A 16,687-nucleotide genomic window follows, 5' to 3' on the forward strand; every position below is an offset into this window, starting at 1 on the left:
AGACCAGCCTAACCTACTCAATCGCCTGCGACGAAGAACGTCCATTGCCCGGTCGGCGTGATGCCGACGCGGTAGAAGATGTAGGCACCGAACTGCTTCATGTTATCATAATCGCTGGCGGTGACGATCTTGAACAGTTCGACCCGTTGCCTGGCGTCGAGCTTATCCAGCGGCAGGGCGAAAAAATATGGCCAGACGTAAAGATCCTGCGGCGTGCCGGCATCGACATGGACATAGCCGGCATTGAGCACCTCTTCCATGATGGCGAGGATTTCCTGGCCTTCCGTGTCGCCCGAAAGGCCCTTCAGGAAGGCGATCGGGTCGCCCTCCATGTCGCCCAGCGACAATTGGGTCATCGTGTCGCCCTTGCCGATCAGCGGCCGGAGCTTTTCGATGTCGCCGCTCTTGCAGGCCTCGACGATCAGGTCGTGCATGCGCCTGACCGGTTCCGGCAACTTGGTAAGGTCGTAGACGACTTCGGGCAAAGGTACGTCAGGATCGACATGCGGATTGGCCATGCCGCCATCGTCCGCCGGCCCTTTCGGCTCGGGTTGTTCCGGTTCGTCGGACGGCGTCGGCTGGCTGGCTGCAGGTGGCGTCGTGCCGAGCGGGCCGGGCATCGGCACGGCACTTCCGGGCGGCGACATGTCGCCGTCGGGTGGCGGCGTGACCGGCGAGGGCAGGTCTTCGCGCTTGATCTCGCTGAGAGCGTGAGCGGGACTGCTCGCAAGAAACAGTGCAAGGGGAATCGCCGCGCAGGAAGCGGTGAGCCAGATGCTGAGGACCAGGCCGCGCGGCTTGCCTGACATCGAAAAATTCACCGCCTGCTACTCCCTGGTTCCGGGCCATCCATGTGCCCGGACGTGATGTCCAGCGGCGCGCCGTCGTCAAAGAACCGAGGTCAGTGCCGCAGCCTTTCGGGCTCGAAGGCCCCGGCAATCACCTTTTCACGCATGCGATCGAGGAGGGCAAGCGCCGAGGTCTCGCCATTGGTGCGCAGCATCTCGCCGAATGCCGTCTCGAGGGCGGCCTCGGCGATGATTTCCGGCTCGATTCCAGCCGACAGCCCTTCTGCCCAGGCTTCGCTGTGGCTTTCCACGGCAGTCAGGCGCTTTTCTTCCCTGACCAGCGCGTCGATGTCGTTGACGCCATGTTCCATTGCGATGTCCACCCTTTTCAAGCGGCGATCCGATAGATGCGGATCAGGCTTGGGCTGTCCGTTTACACGCAGGTTAAATAAGTGCTTGTAAATGCGACATTTTTTTGGTCGCTTTCGACAAAGACCGTAGCGTTTTGCAAACCTGCGTTCGATCTGATTCAAAACTTAGCCGATTAGGCCAGCGAGCGGGATGAAAACCTTCAGTTTGAGTTAATTCCACATCCGCGCGCTAACGTTTCGTTAATATAGTTGCAAAAGTGCAACATAACGATTGCACCAAGACGTCACCCGAGGCAAGCGGAGAAGTGTCGAACGCGTCCGCCGCGAACAGCGCCGCCGCTTGATGCGGCTTTGCCGGAAAGCAGCTGCCGCCCTCAGTTTCCGTAGCGCGATGCAATGTCGCGAGACAGCGTCTCGCCTTCCTTCATGTAGCGGCTGATGGCTTCCGTGGCCGACGCGGTGCATTGCGTATAAGTGCCGCCGAAGGATCGGTAGCCGCGGTTGAAGCTGGCGATGAAGCGGGCGCGCCGCTCAGGGTTCGGATTTTCAGATGCGATCAGTTTTTCCATCTCGGCCCGCCACTGGTCGCCCTTCTCGCCGCACAGATTGCGCAGGAAATGCAGCGAACCGAGCACTTCCGCCAGCCGCATCAGCCCGGGCTCGAACGGGGCTTCGGCGGCAATTGCCGGGCGCGCGCCGACAACCACACTGACGGCGAGGCATGCGGCGAGAAACGGAGATGTGCGGCTCATCAGGCTTTGTGCTGAAACAATTTGTCGCCTGCAAGGCGATTTTCGGGCTCAGTTCTCGGCGTCCTTGTTGGGGCCGAGCAGATCGTCGGCAATTTCAAAAACTGCATCCGCGAGCGGCATCGCTGTCATTTCGGCCAGCGTATAGAAGGCCGCGGTTTCGGCGTCGTCGCTGGCCACCGCCTCGCCGCCGGCATAGTTGGCCCCAAACACCGTCAGCTGATAGTCGACCGGATGCCCGTCGCCGCTGCCGTCGATGTGGATTTCCCGCAGCGGCCGGTAGCTGCGCGCCTGCAATCCGGTCTCTTCCAGCAATTCGCGCCGTGCTGCCTGTTCCAGCGTCTCGCCGGCTTCGACCTTCCCGCCGGGAAAGGCATAGAAGCCCTGCGATGGCGGTCTGGCCCGCTTGACCAGCAGCACCGTGTTCTCGCGCACGACGCAGACCGAGACTGCCGGAATGATCTTGCGTGCTTCCATGGGCTCCCGATCGCTCGATTGGCATAGTCCGTTGTGGACCGGCCGTCGGCGAACAGCTTTAACGGTTGCGCAAGGCAGGTTCCATCGCCACTTTCACATGTCACCAATTCGAGAATTGAATTCATGTGCGGACGCTTTGCCTTGACCGCCACTCCGGACCAGACCGCCGCCTTTCTCGGCCTGGCGGAATTGGAGGAGTTTCCGGCCCGCTACAACATCGCGCCGACGCAGCCGGTGTTGATGGCGCTCGCCGGATTACCGCGGGCGCCTGGCTCGAACCTGCCCGACCGGCGCTCGATGTTGGTGCGCTGGGGCCTGATCCCGGCCTGGGTCGAGGATACGCGTGACTTCGCGCTGCTGTTCAACGCGCGTGCCGAAGGGGCGGCGGAAAAGGCCTCGTTTCGCGCCGCCATGCGCCATCGCCGCGCCTTGGTGCCGGCTTCGGGATTCTACGAATGGCACCAGACCGGCGGCAGAAGAGGGCAGCCCTATTGGGTGCGCCCAAGGCATGGCGGGCTCGTCGCCTTCGCCGGGCTGATCGAGACCTATGCCGAGCCGGGCGGATCGGAAATGGACCGGCGCCATCCTGACCGTCCATGCCAATGCCGACATTGCTCATATCCACGGCCGCATGCCGGTGGTGATCCATCCCGAGGATTTCGCTCGCTGGCTGGATTGCCGCACCCTCGAGCCGCGCGATGTGGCCGATCTGCTGATACCCGCCCACCCCGATTTCTTCGAAGCGATCCCGGTTTCCGACCTCGTCAACAAGGTCGCCAACATCGGGCCGGAGATTCAGGAGAAGGGCGTCATCGAGCCTGAGCCCGAGAAGGTCAAACGCCAGAAGTTCGGCGCGAACGACAGTCAGATGACTTTACTTTAGCAAAAGCTACTATTTCTGAGACGCCGTGAGCGCCTCAATCTTCACCGGCGGCATTCTCAGGCAGCGCGCGGCGAGACGATCTTCTGTGCCGGCTTCTTCTTCTTCGCGGTGTGCAGAAGAGCTGCGACGATTGCTGCCGGGCCGATCGCCCGGTAATAGCTGGCGAGCGCCGGTTGCTTGGCGCGGCTGGGTTCCTGCTTAGGCATTCTTCTCTTCCCTGGTAACGTCTTGGTGTCTGCGTTTGCTGGCCGAATCCGACCAAATCGTGACGCTTGCTGATCTAGCCGGCGAATGTTTCATGACAGTGCCGACATGTTTAATAAAATGTTTCAGTGCCGCATTTCCTGTGATCCAACGGTATTTTTGGCGAGGGTAGCGACTTGACGGCAACACCGGGCAAGGCGATAAAGCCGGCCATGAAAACGTCTTTCGCCATTTGTGGCATTTGCATTATCGGCTAGCCTCGCGCTGGTCCTGGACGTTTTCGCCTCATCTCCTCCCAGATTGGACAAACGCCCGGCCAGCAGGCTGGAGCCCGATTTGCGCCTCGGCGCAACTGGCTCCATCCAGAGCACGATCCCAACAGGTCATGCTCAAACAAAGTAACGCACCGGGAAGGCACGTATGTCTGACGCATCGAAGAGCCTGCGCCTCTACAACACGCTAACGCGGAGCAAGGAAGATTTCTTCCCGATCGATCCGCGCAATGTGCGCATGTATGTCTGCGGCCCGACGGTCTACGACTTCGCCCATATCGGCAATGCGCGGCCGGTGATCGTCTTCGACGTGCTGTTCCGTTTGCTGCGGCGTCTCTACGGGCAAGCGCACGTCACCTATGTGCGCAACATCACGGACGTCGACGACAAGATCAACGCCCGCGCACTGCGCGATTTCGGCAGCGAGATTTCCTCGGGGGAGCTATCGCTGAACGAGGCGATCAGGCGGGTCACCGAAGAGACCGCCGACCAGTTCCACAAGGACGTGGCGGCACTCGGTTGCCTGGAGCCGACGGTCGAGCCGCGCGCCACCGAGTTCGTCGAGCCTAGGCCCGACGGCAAGGTCGATATGATCTTCTTGATTCAACGCTTGATCGAACGCCGCCATGCCTATGTCGCGGCTGGAGAAGTCCTATTCGACACCGCTTCCATGCCGGACTACGGGCAATTGTCGAAGCGCAATCTCGACGAGCAGCAGGCCGGCGCCCGCGTCGCCGTCGATGCGCACAAGAAGAACCCGCAGGATTTCGTGCTGTGGAAATTGTCTTCGCCCCAGGAGCCGGGCTGGGACAGCCCGTGGGGCAGGGGCCGGCCGGGCTGGCACATCGAGTGCTCGGCGATGTCGGCCGCCTATCTCGGCGAGGTGTTCGACATCCATGGCGGTGGTCTCGACCTGATCTTTCCGCACCACGAGAACGAGATCGCGCAGTCGCGTTGCGCCCACGGCACCGAAACGATGGCCAAGGTTTGGATGCACAATGGTTTCCTGCAGGTCGAAGGGCAGAAGATGTCCAAGAGCCTGGGCAATTTCTATTCGATCAGCGAATTGCTGGAGACGGAGACCTTTGGCGGCCGCAAATGGCCGGGCGAGGTGCTGAGGCTGGCGATGCTGATGACGCATTATCGCGAACCGATTGACTTTTCAGTGCGCAAGCTGGAAGAGGCGGAGAATACGCTGCGCAAATGGAAGCGGGCCGCCGATCTGGCGCCGCCGACGGCAAAACCGGTGCCGGCGGATGTGATCGAAGCGCTGTCGGACGACCTCGCCACCTATCCCGCATTCCAGTTGCTGACGCAGTTGGCTGGCGATGCTGTTGATTTCAACGCTGGTAGCGGCAACGCTGCCGCCGAAGACAATGATGCTGCCGCTTCACTGAAGGCGTCGCTGCTGTTCCTCGGCTTCGACGTCGCGGCGGCCAAGGTGGATGAAGACGCCATTGCCAAGGCGATCGCCAAACGCCTCGCGCTGATCGCCGCCAAGAACTGGGCCGAGGCCGACCGCATCCGCGACGAGTTGCTGGCGCAAGCCATACAATTGAAGGACGGCAAGGACCCCGTCACCGGCGAACGCATCACCACCTGGGAGGTGAAAAGATGATCGACCATCTCGGCATTACCGTTTCGGATTTCGACGCGTCGAAGGCTTTTTACGACAGGGCGATGGCGCCGCTCGGCGCCTCGCTGCTTTACATGGTGCCGCAGGAATATACCGGCGGCGCCAAGGTCGGCGGCTACGGCCGCGACCGGCCGGTGTTTTGGCTGCATGCCGGCAAGGACAAGCCGAAGGACCATCAGCATGTCGCCTTCACCGCGCGCAGCCGCGCCGAGGTCGATGCTTTTCATGCCGCGGCGATCGCCGCCGGCGGCAAGGACAATGGCGGGCCGGGCCTGCGTCCGCACTATCATCCGAACTATTATGGCGCCTTCGCCTTCGATCCCGACGGCAACAATGTCGAGGCGGTCTGCCATGCTCCGGAGTAGTGCGCGATGAGCCTCGACAACAGGCCGGTCTACACAGGCGGCTGTCAGTGCGGCGCGGTGCGCTTCCGCGTCGAAGGCGCGCTGGGCGATGCGTCCGTCTGCCATTGCCGTATGTGCCAGAAGGCGAGCGGCAATTTCTACCTGCCGCTGGTCTCGGTGCGCGGCGCAACACTCGATTGGACGCGGGGCGAGCCCAAACGCTTCCGCTCGTCGAACGCGGCTTCGCGCGGTTTCTGCGCCGAATGCGGCACGCCGCTGACCTTCGAAGCGGCCGACGGCGTGGCGCTCGCCATTGCCGCATTCGACCATCCCGAGGAGATCGCGCCGACGATCCAATGGGGTGTCGAAGCCAAGCTCCCCTATGTGGATCATGTCCACGAATTGCCCGGTGAGGAGACGATGGCCGATATCTCGTCGACACCTTATCTCGCCGATCTCATCTCCTATCAGCATCCCGACCACGACACCGAACAATGGCCGCCGGAGGAAAGATCATGACCGAAACCGTTCGTACCGGCGGCTGCCAATGCGGCGCCGTGCGCTTCCGCATCCACGGGGCGCTCGGCCGCCCCTCTATCTGCCATTGCCGCATGTGCCAGAAGCAGTTCGGCTCGTTTTTCGGGGCGCTGGTGACGGTGCCGAGCGACGGCGTCGAATGGCTGCGCGAGGAGCCGAGCTACTTTCAGTCGTCGGTCAACATCGATCGCGGCTTTTGCGCCCGCTGCGGCACGCCGCTGACTTACCGGCAGCCCGGCGCCCTTGAGATTGCCATCGGCGCCTTCGACGACCGCTCCGACCTTGCGCCACAGATCCAAGTCAACTACGCCGCCAGGCTGCCTTGGGTGGAGACGATCTTCGACGCACCGATCCATGACGATCCGGATTACTACGCCCGGCAGGAATCCATCATCTCCTTCCAGCATCCCGATCACGAGACGGCCAACTGGCCGCAGCAAGGCCTGAAACTATGAGCAGCGAATTCCGCACCCTCTATCCCGAGATCGAGGCTTTCGAGTCCGGCATGCTCGACGTTGGCGATGGCCATCAGGTCTATTGGGAGCGCTCCGGCACGAAGGGTGCCAAGCCGGCGGTATTCCTGCATGGCGGGCCGGGCGGCACCATTTCGCCAAACCACCGGCGGCTGTTCGACCCGAAACTCTATGAAGTCATCCTGTTCGACCAGCGCGGCTGCGGAAAATCGACGCCCAATGCCTCGCTCGAAGCCAACACCACCTGGCACCTGGTCGCCGACATCGAGCGCCTGCGAAAAATGTGCGGCTTCGATAAATGGCTGGTATTCGGCGGCTCGTGGGGTTCGACGCTGGCGCTGGCCTATGCCGAGACGCACCCCGAGCGGGTCAGCGAACTGGTCGTGCGCGGCATCTACACACTGACCCGCGCCGAACTCGAATGGTACTACCAGTTCGGCGTCTCGGAGATGTTCCCCGACAAATGGGAGCGGTTTCTGGCGCCGATTCCTGAGGTCGAGCGCGGCGACATGATGGCCGCCTACCGCAAGCGGCTGGTCGGCAGCGATCCTAAGGCGCGGGTCGAGGCCGCTCGCGCCTGGAGCCTATGGGAGGGCGAGACGATCACGCTGCTGCCGGAACCGGAAACCAGTGGTCCCTTCGGCCAGGATGACTATGCCGTCGCTTTCGCCCGCATCGAGAACCACTACTTCGTCCATGCCGGCTGGCTGGAAGAGGGACAGCTGCTGCGCGATGCATGGAAGCTTAAGGATATCCCAGGTACCATAATTCACGGCCGCTACGACATGCCGTGCCCGGCGCGCTGTGCCTGGGCGCTGCACAAGGCGTGGCCGAAAGCGGATTTCCATCTGATCGAAGGCGCCGGCCATGCCTATTCGGAGCCGGGCATCCTCGACAGGCTGATCCGCGCGACGGACATATTTGCCGGGAAATGACCATGGCTCGCGAGCGCCTCTACCTCTTCGACACCACGCTGCGCGATGGTCAGCAGACGCCGGGCATCGACTTTTCCGTCGAGGACAAGATCGCCATCGCCAAGCTGCTCGATGAGTTCGGCATCGACTACGTCGAGGGCGGTTACCCCGGCGCCAATCCAACCGACACCGCGTTCTTTGCCGAGCGTCGCACGGCCAATGCCAAGTTCGTCGCCTTCGGCATGACCAAGCGGGCAGGAGTGTCGGCCTCGAATGACCCCGGCCTCGCCGCGCTGGTTCAGTCGAAGTCGGATGCCATCTGCTTCGTCGCCAAGAGCTGGGACTACCACGTCCGCGTCGCGCTCGGCTGCACCAATGAGGAGAACCTCGAGGCGATCAAGGCATCGGTCGAGGCGGCCGTCAGTTCGGGTAAGGAGGCGATGGTCGACTGCGAGCATTTCTTCGATGGCTTCAAGGCCAACCCCGATTATGCCCTGGCCTGCGCCAGGACGGCCTACGATGCCGGCGCCCGCTGGGTGGTGCTGTGCGATACCAATGGCGGCACGCAGCCCTCTGAGGTGCGCGCCATCGTCGAAAAGGTGATCGCCGCCGGCATACCGGGCGACTATCTCGGCATCCACGCCCATGACGACACCGGCCAGGCGGTGGCGAATTCGCTTGTCGCCGTCGAGGCCGGCGTGCGCCAGATTCAGGGCACGCTGAATGGCATAGGCGAGCGCTGCGGCAACGCCAACCTGATCTCGATCGTGCCGACACTGGCATTGAAGCCGGCCTTTTCCGGCCGCTTTGCAACAGGCATTTCGGCAGAGACGTTGACCGGCATATCGCGCCTGTCCCGCGCCTTCGACGAGTTGCTGAACCGCGCGCCGGAAGCGCAGGCTCCCTATGTTGGCGCCTCCGCTTTCGCCACCAAGGCCGGCATCCATGCCTCGGCGCTGGCCAAGGAGCCGGCGACCTACGAGCATGTGCCGCCCGAGACAGTCGGCAACCGCCGCCGCGTCATGGTTTCGGACCAGGGCGGCAAGGCCAATTTCCTAGCCGAGCTGAAACGGCGCGGCATCGACATGCCGAAGGACTATCACCGGCTGGACGCGCTGATCGCCGTCGTCAAGGAGCGCGAGGCCGAGGGCTACGCCTACGAAGGTGCCGACGCCAGCTTCGAGCTTCTGGCGCGCAAGATGCTGCACGGCCTGCCGGAATTCTTCCGGGTCACCTCGTTCCGCTGCATGGTCGAGCGCCGCTTCGACGCCAATGGCCAGCTGAAGACGGTCTCAGAGGCGATCGTGAAAGTGCTGGTCGAGGGGGAGGAGAAGATGTCGGTGGCCGAAGGCCATGGCCCGGTCAATGCGCTCGACATTGCGCTGCGCAAGGATCTCGGCAAATTCCAGAGCGAGATCGCCGACCTCGAGCTGGCCGACTTCAAGGTGCGTATCCTCAATGGCGGCACCGAGGCGATCACCCGCGTGCTGATCGAATCGCATGACGGCACCGGCGCGCGTTGGTGGACGGTCGGCGTCTCCGAAAACATCATCGACGCTTCGTTCCAGGCGCTGATGGATTCGATCGTCTACAAGCTGATGAAGAACCGAGACATGGCCGGGCTGGTCGCGGCGGAGTGAGGAAATGGGCTTCTCGATAAGCTGGCTGGGTTTTCTTGGTTGCGGGATAAAGGAAACTGCGGCCTTGTTCGGGCGCGAGATTGGCGATCGATCGGAGATTTTCGAAGCACGGGTGAATGCCCATGCCAGCGAAAAGAACTGGGCGATCATTATTCTTGATCCCTGCAGCTTTCCGAACCCGCCTCAGCAATATCTGGCCGCGATCTCGCAAGATCGGGAAGTCGTTATCGCGCATATAGAAGAACATGTCATGTTTGCACGCGCCGAACTCTGGCGCGACGGAAGGAACATCTGGAAAGTCTGGCATGGCGGCGACAAGACCGTTAGGGATTTGCATGTCACGGGTGATCTCCCCGCGTTATTCGAAGCGCTGAAGCAGCAGTGTTTTTCTAAACAGGACGAAGAAGATGTCGAAAATCCCGAGGTCGATTTCGTTTTCGAAATCCCTCTCGATCTTGCGGCGGAGCTGACGGGCTTCAGGCACGATGAAGGCACGCCCGATAGCGTTTTTTTCGAACTCAGGGAAAAGCCTGCTCAGCGTTGAGATCGTTTCGTGCTGGGGTAGACCTGCGGTACTCACTCTCGCAGGCAGCGGCAATTGTTCGACATTGGTGGTCGTGTTGAACCATCAGCGAGACTCCATTGATCCATCAGAAGTTTGCGATGGTTTTGACAGGGCGGCTGGCGCATAGCGTTGGGCCATGACCGCCCAAGCACTGCAAATCGAAGCCGACACCAAAGCTCGTCGCGGCTTCCTGCTGGCGCTTGGCGCCTACCTCCTTTGGGGGCTGCTGCCCTTCTACATGAAGGCTGTCGCGCATCTGCCGCTGGCCGAAGTCATCGCCCACCGCATCGTCTGGTCGGTGCCGATCGCCGCCGCCGTCCTGGTCTGGGCAGGCCGCACTGCCGATTTCAAAGCGGCAGTCCGTTCGCCGCGCATCATTTCGATGGCGGTGCTGACGGCGGCGCTGATTTCCATCAACTGGGGCATCTATGTCTGGGCGATCGCGGTCGACCGCACCATCGAGACCGCGCTTGGCTACTACATCAACCCGCTTGTTAGCGTCGTTGTCGGCGCGCTGCTGCTCGGCGAGCGGCTCGACCGCCTGCAGATCGCGGCGGTGGTGCTGGCGGCAATCGCGGTCGCGGTGCTGACGATCGACGCCGGCAAACTGCCTTGGGTGTCGCTGGTGCTGGCGTTTTCCTTTGCCGCCTATGCCTTCTTCCGCAAAACGCTGCCAATCGGCCCGAGCCAGGGCTTCCTGCTTGAAGTGCTGCTGCTGTCGGTGCCGGCGCTCGGCTACATCATCTTCCTGATCGCCACAGGACAGGATCATTTCGTCTCCAGCTCGTTGAACGACACTGCCTTGCTGATCGGTTGCGGACCGGTCACCGCCGTGCCGCTGCTGTTGTTCGCGTTCGGCGCCAGGCTGCTGCGCCTCTCCACCATCGGCATCATGCAATATATCGCACCGACGATCGTCTTCCTGATCGCGGTGCTGATCTTCGGCGAGCCGTTCGGCGGCACCCAGGCCATCGCCTTTGGCCTGATCTGGACAGCGCTGGCGATGTATTCCTGGTCGATGTTTTCTTCGGCGCGAAGGGCAGGCGCTACAACCGTCCGAGCCGCCTGACGAAGAGCTAGGTGACTGCCGCGATAAGCGGCGACACCGCAGACAACGCTTCCTTGATGCGACCGAGCCTCCAGAGCAGCCGCCACGCTTTCACGCGCAAGTTCCGCCTTGGATTGAAAGTGCGGATATAAGACGCCGTTCGCGCCGTATTATTCATGCCGGAGGGCAGATCGGTCGCGATTCCTGGTCCTTATGCTAAGATTGCAGGCAACGGATCACGAGCGCCGCTGTTTCGAAGCAATTGGAATAATAAGCCGTTGACTTGCGTTTACGCAAAGAGCACGACGCAAATCCGTGCGGAGGACGTCCGATGAATGCCGGCTTCCCGCGAAACTTGGTCATAGCCGTATTGGCAGCGCTCATGGTGAGCTGCGCTGGCGTTCCGGCGCAGAAAACGGGGACAATAACCGGCTATGGCCCCAACCCCACTTTACCGAAACCAAGGCCTACGCTGATCCCGACCGTTAACATCGCCGAGGCGAAAGGCTGGCAGAACGGCGGTATGCCGACCCCGGCGAAGGGACTGAGAGTGAACGCCTTCGCCACCGGCCTCGACCATCCGCGCTGGCTGCATGTGCTTCCGAACGGCGACGTGCTGGTTGCCGAAACCAATGCCCCTGCTAAGCATGACGAAGGCTTCAGCCTGAAAAAGGTCTTCATGGGACTGGCTATGAAGCGGGCCGGCGCCGCGACCCCAAGCGCCAACCGCATCACGCTCCTGCGTGACACCAATGGCGACGGCATTGCGGATGTGCGCAGGACATTCGCCGAAGGCCTCAATTCACCCTTCGGTATGACGCTGTCCAAAGGCAAGCTCTATGTCGCCAATACCGACGCGCTCGTCGCTTTCCCCTACTCCAATGGCCAGACCCAGGTCACCACGCCGCCGGAAAAGATCATCGACTTGCCGGCCGGAGACCTCAACCATCATTGGACCAAGGACGTGATCGCAAGTCCGGATGGACGCACGCTCTATGTCACCGTCGGCTCGAACAGTAACGTTGGAGAAAACGGCATGGCCGCGGAGAAGAACCGCGCCGCCGTCCTTGAAGTGGATTTGTCCAACCGCCGCACCCGGGTCTTCGCGTCGGGGCTGCGCAACCCGAACGGGCTCTCCTGGAACCCTGAAACTGGCGAGCTTTGGGTCGCCGTGAACGAGCGTGACGAGATCGGCGACGATCTCGTGCCGGATTACATGACCTCGGTTCGCGACGGCGCTTTCTACGGCTGGCCCTACAGCTACTACGGACAGAACGTCGACAAACGCGTCAAGCCGCAGCGCCCCGATCTCGTGGCGAGGGCGATCAAGCCCGATTATGCGCTGGGTTCCCATACGGCCTCGCTGGGACTTACCTTCTCCAAGGGCGCGCAGCTCGGTCCGGCCTACGGCAACGGCGCCTTCATCGGCCAGCACGGCTCGTGGAACAGAAGCGTGCGCAGCGGTTACAAGGTGATCTTTGTGCCGTTCCGTGCTGGCAAACCGAGCGGTCTCCCGAAGGACGTGCTCACTGGCTTCATCGGGCGGAATGGCACGGCGATGGGCCGTCCGGTCGGCGTTGTTATCGATCAGGCCGGCGCACTGCTCGTCGTCGACGATGTCGGCAATGTCATCTGGCGGGTCAGCCGAGCCAATCGCCGTTGAGCGCAGGCTGGTCGCCGCCATCCGCGTCCGTTCGATGTCGCCGATGCTCACCGCTTCGGCCCGAAGCCGGGATAGGGCTGCAGCGGCACAACGGCGGCAATGTCCATCATGCCGGCCTTGACCAGCGGCAAGGTTGCGAGATGGCGGCGCACGTCGGCATCGCTGCCGGCTTCGAACATCATGCCGCTGCCGGGAATGTCGCCTCGGTTCCAGACCTGACGCATGACACCCTCGGCGTAGAGCGTTCGGCGCTGCTCGGATTCGCCGGGCAGCAGCGGCGCAAAATCGGCGTCGGCGAACTTTTCGGTGTTGCGCGCAAGAAGGGCAAAGAACTGCATCGGAATCTCCTGACGTTGGCAGTTGGAATGGCGAAACTATTCGCCTCGACTGGCCAGACAGTCCAAGACTGATTAGGCTAAAGTTGAGACCTCACGAGACTTGAGCATCGGAGCAAACAATGTTCGACCTGCGCCAGCTCCGCTATTTCATTGCCGTCGCTGAAACCGGCAATGTCGGGCGTGCCGCCGAATTGCTGCATATCTCGCAGTCGCCGCTCAGTCGTCAGATCATGCAGCTGGAGGAGCAACTGGGCGTCGCATTATTCGAAAGGGCGAGGCAGCGCGTTCATCTTAATGCCGAGGGCCGCGCCTTTCTCGCCGAGGCGCGGGCGTTGCTGGCCCATGCAAGGCGGCTGGAGGAGCTCGGCCGCAATCTCGCCAGCGGCACCGTCGGCCGTCTCGCTATCGGCTGATGTCGAGGGCGCGGTCCATGCCGGGCTTGTCGCCCGGATGCTGCGTCAGTTTCGCCGCGATCGGCCCGAATTTCATCTTCAACTGAAGGGCCAGCGTTCCGCCGCGCAGATCGAAGCGCTGCGTGAACGATCGCTCGATCTGGGGCTCGTTTACACGCCTCCTTCTGCCGACGATCCCGACATCGCCACCATGCTCATCATGCGCGAGCCGCTAGTGCTGGCATTGCCGGAAGGTGATCCATTGGCCGATATCGCCAACATACGGCCGCAGCAACTCGATGGACGCGCCTGGATCACGGTGGTGCGCCAGCCCGACGACACCAATCGCAGCCAGTTTGTCGCCGCCTGTGCGAAGGCCGGCTTCCTGCCCGACATTGCCTATGAGACGACCGATCCGTTGACGTCGCTGGGGCTGGTCAGCGCCGGGCTTGGGCTGGCGACGGTGCAGGCCAGTCTGCGCAGTGCCGCGCCGCCTCAGATCGTGTTTCGCGATCTGCCGTGGTTCGAACGCACTGTCTCAATCCATCTTGCCTGGCGGCGTCAGGACAAGCGCGCGGTCATCGCAGACTTAAGGAAGGCAGTAGGGCAGGAGTGAATGGTGAATAGTGAATAGTCAGTAGTCAGTAGTCAGTAGTCAGTAGTCAGTAGGGGGATAGACAGGCGCCGGTTCGGAAGGTCTCGTACTTCACTATTCACTATTCACTATTCACTATTCACTCTACATCTTATCAATCACCGACTGCACGCCCTCCGTCGGCGCATCGACGGACGATCCCGCCACCATGATTGCGGCGACGATTGCTTCCGGGTCCTCGACTACCAGGGGCTTGACCCGCTGCGCGGTGTGGATGAAGCCTTCCGTTGCCATGTGGTCGAGCAGCGTCAGCATCGGATCCCAGAACCCTCCGACGTTACCGAAGACGATCGGCTTGCGGTGATGGCCAAGCTGCGCCCAGGTCATGATTTCGACGATCTCCTCGACCGTGCCGATGCCGCCGGGCAACGCCACAAAGGCGTCGGATTTCTCGAACATCCTGTGTTTGCGCTCGTGCATATTGTCGGTGATCACGAGCTCGTCGAGCCGGTGAAGCGCGGTTTCGGTCGCCTCCTTGTTGATCAGAAAACGCGGAATGATGCCCGTTACCTTGCCGCCGGCCTTTAATGCCCCCTCAGCGACGGCACCCATGATACCTTTGGTGCCGCCGCCATAGATCAGACGCAGGCCGGACTTGGCGATCGAGCGGCCAAGCAGGTGTCCGGCCTTGATATAGGTTTCATCACGGCCCGGAGACGAGCCGCAATAGACGCAGACAGATCGAATCGTGTTCATGTGATGATTGGTGATAGGGACTATTGGCGTGGTCAAGCCCTGGGGCGGGCTTTTTCTTGTCGGCTTTGGCAAAACAGGCTAGACCGAAATTAGGTGGCTAAGGGGCAGGGAAACATGAAAATCAATCCATTGAAGGCGTTTTTGTTCGCGGCCGGAGGCTCTGTCGCCGCGGCGGGAACCGCCTACGTATCGGGCGCACTCGACCCGTATCTCAATTCCATCCCGCCGGCGGAAGTCGCGGCACTGACGCCGCCGGCTTCGAAACCGGCCGCTCCGGCGACCGAGAGCCGGCTGCCAGCAGCGCCCGCCGCGTCCACCGATGCGGCGACGCCCGCCGCGCCGGCCGCCGCAGGTGCGATCGTGCCGACCTTCGACATCGTGCGCGTCGAAAGCAACGGCTCGATCGTCGTCGCCGGCAATGCAGCGCCCAATGCCAAGGTCGAGATCCTCAACGGTTCGACTGTGCTCGGCTCGACGGTCGCCGGTCCCGATGGCGCCTTTGCGATTATTCTCGACGATCCGCTGAAACCCGGCGACTATACGATCACGCTGCGCTCGACGACCGGCAATGTCCTGACCGTGTCGCCGCAGACCGCCGTCGTTTCGCTCCCCCAGAATTCCACCGGCCAGGTGCTGGCGATGGTCGAAGAGCCGGGCAAGCCGTCCGAACTGCTCACCGTTCCGGCCCCTGAGGCAAAATCTGACGCATCGCCGCCTGCCGGCGAACAGGCGGCCGTTCAGCCACCCGCCACCGGCACCGAACTGCCGGCTGCGGCAGCGCCGGCGCCAGCCGCCCCGGCGGCTGATGTTCCAGCAGCGCCTGCGCCTGCTGCGCCGGCCGCTGTTGGAGCAGCGCCGGCTCCGGCAGCGCCCGCCATACCGGCAGCGCCTGCTGCTCCCGCGGCGGAGCCCAAGATCGTCGTCGAAGCCGTCGAAATCGACGGCAACAAGATTTTCGTTGCCGGCCTCGCCGATCCCGGCCGCAAAGTGCGCGCCTATGCCAACGATATCCTGCTCGGAGATGGCAAGACCTCGCCCGACCGCCACTTCCTGGTTGAAGCGACACGCGACATCCCGGTCGGCACCTACACCATCCATGTCGATGCGCTCGACGCCGACGGCGTGAAGGTGGTGGCCCGTGCCGCCGTGCCGTTCGAGCGCGAGCCGGGCGAGGCGATTGCCGCCGTCGCGCCGGCCGAGCCGAAGCCTGCCGAGATAAAACCAGCCGAGCCGAATGCTCCGGCGACCGAAGACGCGCCGACTACACCGGCAACGGCCGCCGAAACGCCTCCTGCCACCGAGGCTCCGGCCGAAATGGCCGTCGCAACGCCTGCGGGCGAAACTCCCGAGACCGTGGCGCCTCAGCTCGAACATGCCGATGGCGCAGTCATTATCCGCCGCCATGACACGCTGTGGCGGATTTCGCGGCGGGTCTACGGCCAGGGCATGCGCTACTCGACCATCTATCTCGCCAACCAGGACCAGATCAGTAATCCCGATCGCATCTGGCCGGGGCAGGTGTTCAAGGTGCCGGAGAAATCGAAGGAAGGCGAGCCCGCCGATCTCAAGGCAATGGGCGACCAGATGACGACGGCCCCAGTCAAGACCGAGTAGCCATTCTGCCCATCAGGGCAGCTTGCGGCAGGACCCATCATCGTTTATCGCCGATAAACGATGACCAAATCCCCCCTCGAAACGGACGGAAGCCGCGCGGCAGACAAATGCGCGCCCATTAGCTGCACGCCGGACAGCCGGGCCGTCGCCGTTCGGCTTGCGGCGCTTTCGCATCCGGCGCGGATCGAAATTCTCAAACACCTTTCCGCCAATCGTTCCTGCTGCTGCCGCGAGGTCGTCGAGCATTTCGATCTGGCGCAGTCCACCGTTTCCCAGCACCTGAAGATCCTGGTCGAAGCCGGGCTAATCCGCTTCGAGCCTGACCGCCAGCGCTCGCGCTATGAACTCGACCGTGCCGCGCTCGCCGACGTTTCCGCATCGCTAGCCGCACTCGTCAATTCCTGCTGCAGCGCCAGCTAAGAAATACG

The 16,687-nt window shown here is 62.4% G+C and carries 20 protein-coding genes and 1 pseudogene; 14 read left to right on the top strand and 7 right to left on the bottom strand.

The genetic code is table 11. The features are described from left to right. Nucleotides 1-17: 17 nt before the first annotated feature. The 4 genes from NKI85_RS23425 to NKI85_RS23440 form a co-directional block, all read right to left on the bottom strand. A complete protein-coding gene (locus NKI85_RS23425; RefSeq protein ID WP_352527918.1) occupies nt 18-821 on the bottom strand; it encodes a hypothetical protein in 804 nt (267 codons plus the stop codon). Nucleotides 822-901: 80 nt separating this feature from the next. Beyond that, nucleotides 902-1,159, bottom strand: a complete 258-nt coding sequence (locus NKI85_RS23430; RefSeq protein WP_023677749.1) for a hypothetical protein — start codon at nt 1,157-1,159, stop codon at nt 902-904. Between the two features lie 374 nt (nt 1,160-1,533). Beyond that, nucleotides 1,534-1,911, bottom strand: a complete 378-nt coding sequence (locus tag NKI85_RS23435; protein ID WP_352527916.1) for a TIGR02301 family protein — start codon at nt 1,909-1,911, stop codon at nt 1,534-1,536. A 48-nt stretch (nt 1,912-1,959) separates the two neighbouring features. Further along, nucleotides 1,960-2,385, bottom strand: a complete 426-nt coding sequence (locus NKI85_RS23440) for an NUDIX hydrolase (RefSeq protein WP_352527914.1) — start codon at nt 2,383-2,385, stop codon at nt 1,960-1,962. A 123-nt stretch (nt 2,386-2,508) separates the two neighbouring features. Here NKI85_RS23440 and NKI85_RS23445 point away from each other — a divergent pair. Continuing rightward, nucleotides 2,509-3,268: pseudogene (locus NKI85_RS23445) on the top strand (SOS response-associated peptidase). Nucleotides 3,269-3,324: 56 nt separating this feature from the next. Here the strand turns inward: NKI85_RS23445 and NKI85_RS23450 are convergent. Continuing rightward, complete coding sequence (locus NKI85_RS23450; protein ID WP_254820210.1) at nt 3,325-3,474, bottom strand: hypothetical protein; 150 nt, start codon at nt 3,472-3,474, stop codon at nt 3,325-3,327. Nucleotides 3,475-3,892: 418 nt separating this feature from the next. Between NKI85_RS23450 and cysS the strand changes: the two genes are divergently transcribed. The 9 genes from cysS (at nt 3,893) to NKI85_RS23495 (ending at nt 12,564) form a co-directional block, all read left to right on the top strand. Further along, nucleotides 3,893-5,362 (top strand): cysteine--tRNA ligase, encoded by a 1,470-nt coding sequence (gene cysS / locus NKI85_RS23455; RefSeq protein ID WP_352527912.1) that lies wholly within the window; start codon nt 3,893-3,895, stop codon nt 5,360-5,362. After that, the gene (locus NKI85_RS23460; RefSeq protein WP_352527910.1) at nt 5,359-5,745 is read left to right on the top strand and encodes a VOC family protein; all 387 of its coding nucleotides are present in this window, start codon (nt 5,359-5,361) and stop codon (nt 5,743-5,745) included. The genes cysS and NKI85_RS23460 overlap by 4 nt, the downstream gene beginning before the upstream one ends. A 6-nt stretch (nt 5,746-5,751) precedes the next feature. Then, on the top strand, nt 5,752-6,243 hold the full coding sequence (locus tag NKI85_RS23465; RefSeq protein ID WP_352527908.1) for a GFA family protein: 492 nt from the start codon (nt 5,752-5,754) through the stop codon (nt 6,241-6,243). Beyond that, the gene (locus NKI85_RS23470) at nt 6,240-6,716 is read left to right on the top strand and encodes a GFA family protein (protein ID WP_352527906.1); all 477 of its coding nucleotides are present in this window, start codon (nt 6,240-6,242) and stop codon (nt 6,714-6,716) included. The genes NKI85_RS23465 and NKI85_RS23470 overlap by 4 nt, the downstream gene beginning before the upstream one ends. Then, nucleotides 6,713-7,669, top strand: a complete 957-nt coding sequence (pip, locus tag NKI85_RS23475; RefSeq protein ID WP_352778166.1) for a prolyl aminopeptidase — start codon at nt 6,713-6,715, stop codon at nt 7,667-7,669. The genes NKI85_RS23470 and pip overlap by 4 nt, the downstream gene beginning before the upstream one ends. Continuing rightward, the gene (cimA, locus tag NKI85_RS23480) at nt 7,666-9,288 is read left to right on the top strand and encodes a citramalate synthase (RefSeq protein ID WP_352527902.1); all 1,623 of its coding nucleotides are present in this window, start codon (nt 7,666-7,668) and stop codon (nt 9,286-9,288) included. The genes pip and cimA overlap by 4 nt, the downstream gene beginning before the upstream one ends. Before the next feature lie 4 nt (nt 9,289-9,292). Then, the gene (locus NKI85_RS23485; RefSeq protein WP_352527900.1) at nt 9,293-9,832 is read left to right on the top strand and encodes a hypothetical protein; all 540 of its coding nucleotides are present in this window, start codon (nt 9,293-9,295) and stop codon (nt 9,830-9,832) included. A 157-nt stretch (nt 9,833-9,989) separates the two neighbouring features. Continuing rightward, nucleotides 9,990-10,922 carry an EamA family transporter RarD gene (gene rarD / locus NKI85_RS23490; protein ID WP_352527898.1) on the top strand — a complete coding sequence of 311 codons (933 nt, stop codon included), beginning with the start codon at nt 9,990-9,992 and terminating at the stop codon, nt 10,920-10,922. A 310-nt stretch (nt 10,923-11,232) separates the two neighbouring features. Next, nucleotides 11,233-12,564, top strand: coding sequence for a PQQ-dependent sugar dehydrogenase (locus tag NKI85_RS23495; protein WP_352778169.1), 1,332 nt, complete (start codon nt 11,233-11,235; stop codon nt 12,562-12,564). Between the two features lie 47 nt (nt 12,565-12,611). On the opposite strand, the gene NKI85_RS23500 is transcribed toward NKI85_RS23495, so the two are convergent. Then, the gene (locus NKI85_RS23500; protein ID WP_352527894.1) at nt 12,612-12,902 is read right to left on the bottom strand and encodes a muconolactone Delta-isomerase family protein; all 291 of its coding nucleotides are present in this window, start codon (nt 12,900-12,902) and stop codon (nt 12,612-12,614) included. A gap of 119 nt (nt 12,903-13,021) precedes the next feature. On the opposite strand from NKI85_RS23500, the gene NKI85_RS23505 reads away from it, so the two are divergent. Together NKI85_RS23505 and NKI85_RS23510 are read left to right on the top strand one after the other, a co-directional pair. Beyond that, nucleotides 13,022-13,315, top strand: coding sequence for a LysR family transcriptional regulator (locus tag NKI85_RS23505; RefSeq protein ID WP_352778172.1), 294 nt, complete (start codon nt 13,022-13,024; stop codon nt 13,313-13,315). 37 nt (nt 13,316-13,352) lie between these two features. Beyond that, the gene (locus NKI85_RS23510) at nt 13,353-13,910 is read left to right on the top strand and encodes a LysR family substrate-binding domain-containing protein (RefSeq protein ID WP_352778174.1); all 558 of its coding nucleotides are present in this window, start codon (nt 13,353-13,355) and stop codon (nt 13,908-13,910) included. Nucleotides 13,911-14,033: 123 nt separating this feature from the next. On the opposite strand, the gene NKI85_RS23515 is transcribed toward NKI85_RS23510, so the two are convergent. Next, on the bottom strand, nt 14,034-14,645 hold the full coding sequence (locus tag NKI85_RS23515) for an LOG family protein (protein WP_352527890.1): 612 nt from the start codon (nt 14,643-14,645) through the stop codon (nt 14,034-14,036). 114 nt (nt 14,646-14,759) lie between these two features. Here NKI85_RS23515 and NKI85_RS23520 point away from each other — a divergent pair, with 114 nt between their 5' ends. After that, a complete protein-coding gene (locus NKI85_RS23520; RefSeq protein WP_352527888.1) occupies nt 14,760-16,259 on the top strand; it encodes a LysM peptidoglycan-binding domain-containing protein in 1,500 nt (499 codons plus the stop codon). Nucleotides 16,260-16,319: 60 nt separating this feature from the next. Beyond that, nucleotides 16,320-16,679: an ArsR/SmtB family transcription factor gene (locus NKI85_RS23525; RefSeq protein WP_352527887.1), complete on the top strand. Its 360-nt coding sequence runs from the start codon at nt 16,320-16,322 to the stop codon at nt 16,677-16,679. Nucleotides 16,680-16,687 lie beyond the last annotated feature (8 nt).

It is taken from the genome of Mesorhizobium sp. M0571 (assembly GCF_040320985.1).
Taxonomy (GTDB): Bacteria; Pseudomonadota; Alphaproteobacteria; order Rhizobiales; family Rhizobiaceae; genus Mesorhizobium.